This is a genomic window from Mesorhizobium sp. WSM4829 (assembly GCF_055811475.1).
In genome coordinates this window covers 1-4,096 of the sequence record NZ_JBVVQJ010000088.1, presented here as the reverse complement: position 1 = coordinate 4,096, position 4,096 = coordinate 1, and the positions used below count along the sequence as shown (strand labels likewise).

Genomic DNA, 4,096 nt, shown 5'->3' with positions numbered 1-4,096 from the left:
GGCGGTCAGCTTTTTGGAGCATAGGGCCGACGGCATGATCGCTTCGCCCGTCAGCTCCAATCGCCACCGCCTCCCGCCGATCTGTCGCAACTGTAGAAATGTAGGAGCTTGCGAGACACCCTTCTTCGAGATCGGAACGAGAAGGGATGAATTTCATGAAAGAGGATCGCCGGGAGATCCAACGCAAACGACGCATTCTTGAGCATGCAGCCGAGACGGGGAAACGTTTGCAAGACCTGCCGCTATTTCGGGATCGGCCGCGCCAGTTTCTATCGGTGGCAGGCTGCGTATCGACAGCACGGGCAAGCAGGCCTGGTCAATTGCAAGCCAATTCCGAAGAACCCGGCCAACAAGACAGTGCCGGAGATTGAGGAGAAGGTGCTGCATCTGCGCCGAACCTACCATCTCGGCCCCATGCGGATCGTCTGGTACCTCAAGCGCTACCACGACATCAGGATATCGGATGCCAGTCTACCGCATCCTGCACCGCAATGGCCTCAATCGCCTGCCGCGCGGCACCCGCATGCGCAAGATTCACATCCAGCGCTATAGCCAGCAAGTGCCGGGCCATCAGATCCAGGTAGACGTCAAGTTCCTGACCTTTATCGGCAAAAAGGGAGGGAAAATCAGGCGCTACCAATACACCGCCATCGATGATGCGACGCGGATCAGGGCGTTTAAGATCTATGCACGACATACCCAGGCAAACGCCATCGACTTCATCGATTATGTCATCGACAAGTTCCCTTTCCGCATCCGGGAGGTGAGGACAGACAACGGCCACGAATTCCAGGCGAAGTTCCACTGGCACGTCGAGGACAAGGGCGTCCGCCATGCCTACATCAAGCCGGCTTCGCCACAGCTGAACGGCAAGGTGGAGCGATCACATCGCTCCGACCAGGAGGAGTTCTATCAACTCCTTACCTATAAGGACGATATCGATCTCGAAGCCAAGCTGGGCGAGTGGGAACGCTTCTATGACCCGCTGCCACATGGTGCCTTCAAAGGGAAGACCCCTTACGAAGCCCTCGAAGAGCGCCTAGCATAAGCCGCGGGTGTCTCGCGACCTTCATGGCATCACACCACGTCGAGTTCAGCAACTTCTTCTCTTCGGTGCCACACGGCCTCATCGCCAGCAGGTCGATCTCAGGGCGACGACCCGGACAATCGAGATATTCCACCGCAGCAAGCGGATCGCGGCTCATCAGCGCCGATGTGGCGGACGACGCTATGGGACTAACCCCGACCGCATGCCCAGTTCCCACCGGCGATATGCCGAATGGACACCGGAACGCTTCCGCCGCTGGGCCGCTTCGGTGGGACCGCAGACCGAGGGGCTGATCGTTGCCATTCTGGCCAGCCGCCGCCATCCCGAGCAGGGCTTCAGAACATGCCTGGGAGTTCTGCGCCTGTTTAGCGACATCGAACGTGAACGCGTCGAGGCGGTGTCCGCCCGCGCCATCGAGATCGGCGGGCTGACCTGCAAGAGCATCGCATCGATCATGGCCAATCACAAAGCCGCAAGACCCGCCAACGAACCCGCCGCCGTCATGGACCACGCCAATCTGCGCGCCCCGGCTACTTCCATTGAGGAGATATCGATCATGCTGACCCAGCCTACCTTCGACATCTCTGCGAACTCGGCCTTCACGGCATCGCCAAAGGCTTCCAAGACCTTGATGCGCAACCCGAAGCCCGAGCCCTCGAACATGGCGAATGGCTCGCCATTCTGCGCGAACGCGAGGCGACGCTGCCGCGCCAGAAGCGCTTCGAGAAACGCGCCCGCGCCGCAAGATTACGGCACGACGCACAGGTCGAAGACACTGACTTCCGCGCCGCCCGGGGGCTCGACCGCAGGGTCTTTCTCAAGCTGGCCGGCTGCAACTGGATTCGCCAAGGCGTGGCCTCTTGTTGACCGGCCCGGTCGGCGTCGGCAAGAGTTGGTATACGTATTGCCTCACGTAATGATGTTCCTCGAGATTCGAGCGTTGCCTCATCCATTTTGCTCCCGGCTTGGAGCTAAGGAGGCCGGGCGCGGAGATGGCCAGGGTTTCGCAGCGCCCGGCCTCCTTAGCGAGCGCCACGGCGCCTCAGTGTGGCCCTGCGATCTCCAGGATCGGCGGCTCCTTGTTCAAGGGGCCAAACAGCAACGCGTCCGCCTGTTCGCTGCGCCAGACCTTTAGCCGGCGCTGAAGCGTTCGAAGCAGTTTGTCCGGGTAATCGCCGGGATACTCGGCCTGCAGTCGTGACAGAAGTTCGCTGCCGGTTCGCCATGGTTCGGCTTGGAACCAATTTCGTAAGTCCGCAGTCGCCTTGACGAGAGGGTCAGGACGCCGCCGCCCCCTTTTTGCTTTCGCAATCGGGCGATCCGTCGGCCGGATAGCTCCGTCCTTCCAGGCAGTCCGCAAACTCGCCAGGAAAAGGTCGATTGGCTGAGCTGTTCCGTCAGGGCGCATGGCCGGCGGAGTATCGGCAAGCGCAGCGAGTTGCTCCTGCACGGCGCGGATATCGCGCAATAGCAGGACAGGATCGAGCCCGGCGTAGATTTCCTGCAGACGGGAGCGGACTGCATCTGAGGTGCGAGGGTCGGCAACCAGACGCTGATGCGGCGTAGCTGGCGGACTATACGTCTTGCGCACACGCGCGCCGTCGCGCTGCTTCGCGATCAACTTGAACGATGGCTGAAAGAAGTTCACGAACAGCCGCGCTGACCGGTAGAGCTTCGCTAGCAGCGTGGCGGCCTCCAGCCCCTCGAACCGACGATATCCGACCATCCTACGCACCACGGCGCCATTCTTCTGCTCGACAAAGGCCTGGTCATTCTTGCGGTAGGGGCGGCAGCGCGTGAAGACGATGTTGGCGGCGACGCAATAGGCCTTCAGTGTCTCGTTCATGAAAACGGTGTCGTTGTCCGTATCCAGGCCGAGAAGCGCGAAGGGCAGTTGCTTGCGCAATTCTGTGAGCACCGTGCTCAACAGCGTCTGTTCGCGAACCAGCAGCGGCGCACATTCCGTCCAGCCGGTCGCAATGTCGGTGAGCACGAGGGTTTGGATGAAGCTGCCGCGAGCCGAAGGGCCGCTATGGGCCACGAGGTCCGCCTCAACGAAGCCTGGCGCTGGATCGTCCCAATCCGCCGACGTTCTAATGGGAATGCTCCGTCGCAGGGCATGCGCTGCGGGCCGTCGTCGAGGACGTCCCAAGCCTTCTCGGATCGGTCCCAGCGTCCTATCGATCGTGGCCGCGCTCATCGCCAGCAATTTGCCCCGGATTTCGGGCGCTAGGTCAAAATGACCGTGCCGTTCCATCGCCTCGAGAAGGATGGGCAGCAACGCCTTCAGCCGCTTGCCGCAGACGCGGTCGGACGCCTCCCAGAGCAATATGAGCGCATTGCGTTCCGCTTCATCATAAATCCGCGGCCGCGCTCGCCGGCGTGCAAACGGCCCCTCACCGCGTCGTAGCAGCCGCATCGCGTGCTTGCGGTGAAAGCCCGTGACGACGACGAACTCATCCAAAATTTTCGCCTTCTCCGCTCGCGTCGAAGCACGATAGCGCTCTGAAACCGCCGTCGTCAGTTCTTTCCTTGTCGCCATGCTCAGCCGTCCCATAGTCGCCCCTGCTCTTACCCCTCGGTAGGGAGCAACTTATGTGAGGCAACGGTTGAACATTCAGGAACATTTTCGACGAGGCAATGCGATGCCGGATGTAGGCAACGATAGCCGCACCGACGTCGTGGCGTAGCGGCATCATCGCTTGCCGCCCCTTGCCATGGACGACGACACTGCCCGACTGCCAATCGATATCGTCAAGACTGAGCGCGGCAACCTCGCTGGCGCAAGCCCAGCTTGGCCAGCGCCATCAAAACCGCATAGTCGCGAAGCCCCATTGCCGTGGTCCGATCGCAAGCATCGAGAACCACTTGAACCTTCTGCGGTGGCAGGAAGGTTGGCAGGCCAGCAAGCCGCCAGCGACGGATCGACGGCACACAATCGGCCAAAGCCACCGAAATGAAGCGCTTCAGGTGCAAATAGCGCAGGAAGGCGCGCACCACCCCAAACATCGCCTTGCCGCTGTCGCCGGAGCCATCGAGAGCATGTCG

General features: G+C 61.2%; 1 protein-coding gene and 3 pseudogenes. 2 read left to right on the top strand and 2 right to left on the bottom strand.

What is annotated here, in order from left to right; all coding sequences use genetic code 11:
* Window positions 1-155: 155 nt before the first annotated feature.
* Both AC0L17_RS34145 and AC0L17_RS34140 read left to right on the top strand, forming a co-directional pair.
* Window positions 156-1,048 (top strand): annotated as a pseudogene (locus AC0L17_RS34145) (IS481 family transposase).
* Between the two features lie 556 nt (window positions 1,049-1,604).
* Window positions 1,605-1,959, top strand: a pseudogene (locus AC0L17_RS34140) (ATP-binding protein); the annotation flags it as partial.
* A gap of 131 nt (window positions 1,960-2,090) precedes the next feature.
* Here AC0L17_RS34140 and AC0L17_RS34135 read toward each other — a convergent pair.
* A complete protein-coding gene (locus AC0L17_RS34135) occupies window positions 2,091-3,605 on the bottom strand; it encodes an ISNCY family transposase (protein ID WP_473518943.1) in 1,515 nt (504 codons plus the stop codon).
* A 197-nt stretch (window positions 3,606-3,802) separates the two neighbouring features.
* A pseudogene (locus AC0L17_RS34130) lies at window positions 3,803-4,096 on the bottom strand (integrase); the annotation flags it as partial.

Excerpts from the sequence above, each read along its gene's own strand:
- AC0L17_RS34135 (WP_473518943.1), bottom strand. The coding sequence starts at position 3,605 with ATGGGACGGCTGAGCATGGCGACAAGGAAAGAACTGACGACGGCGGTT.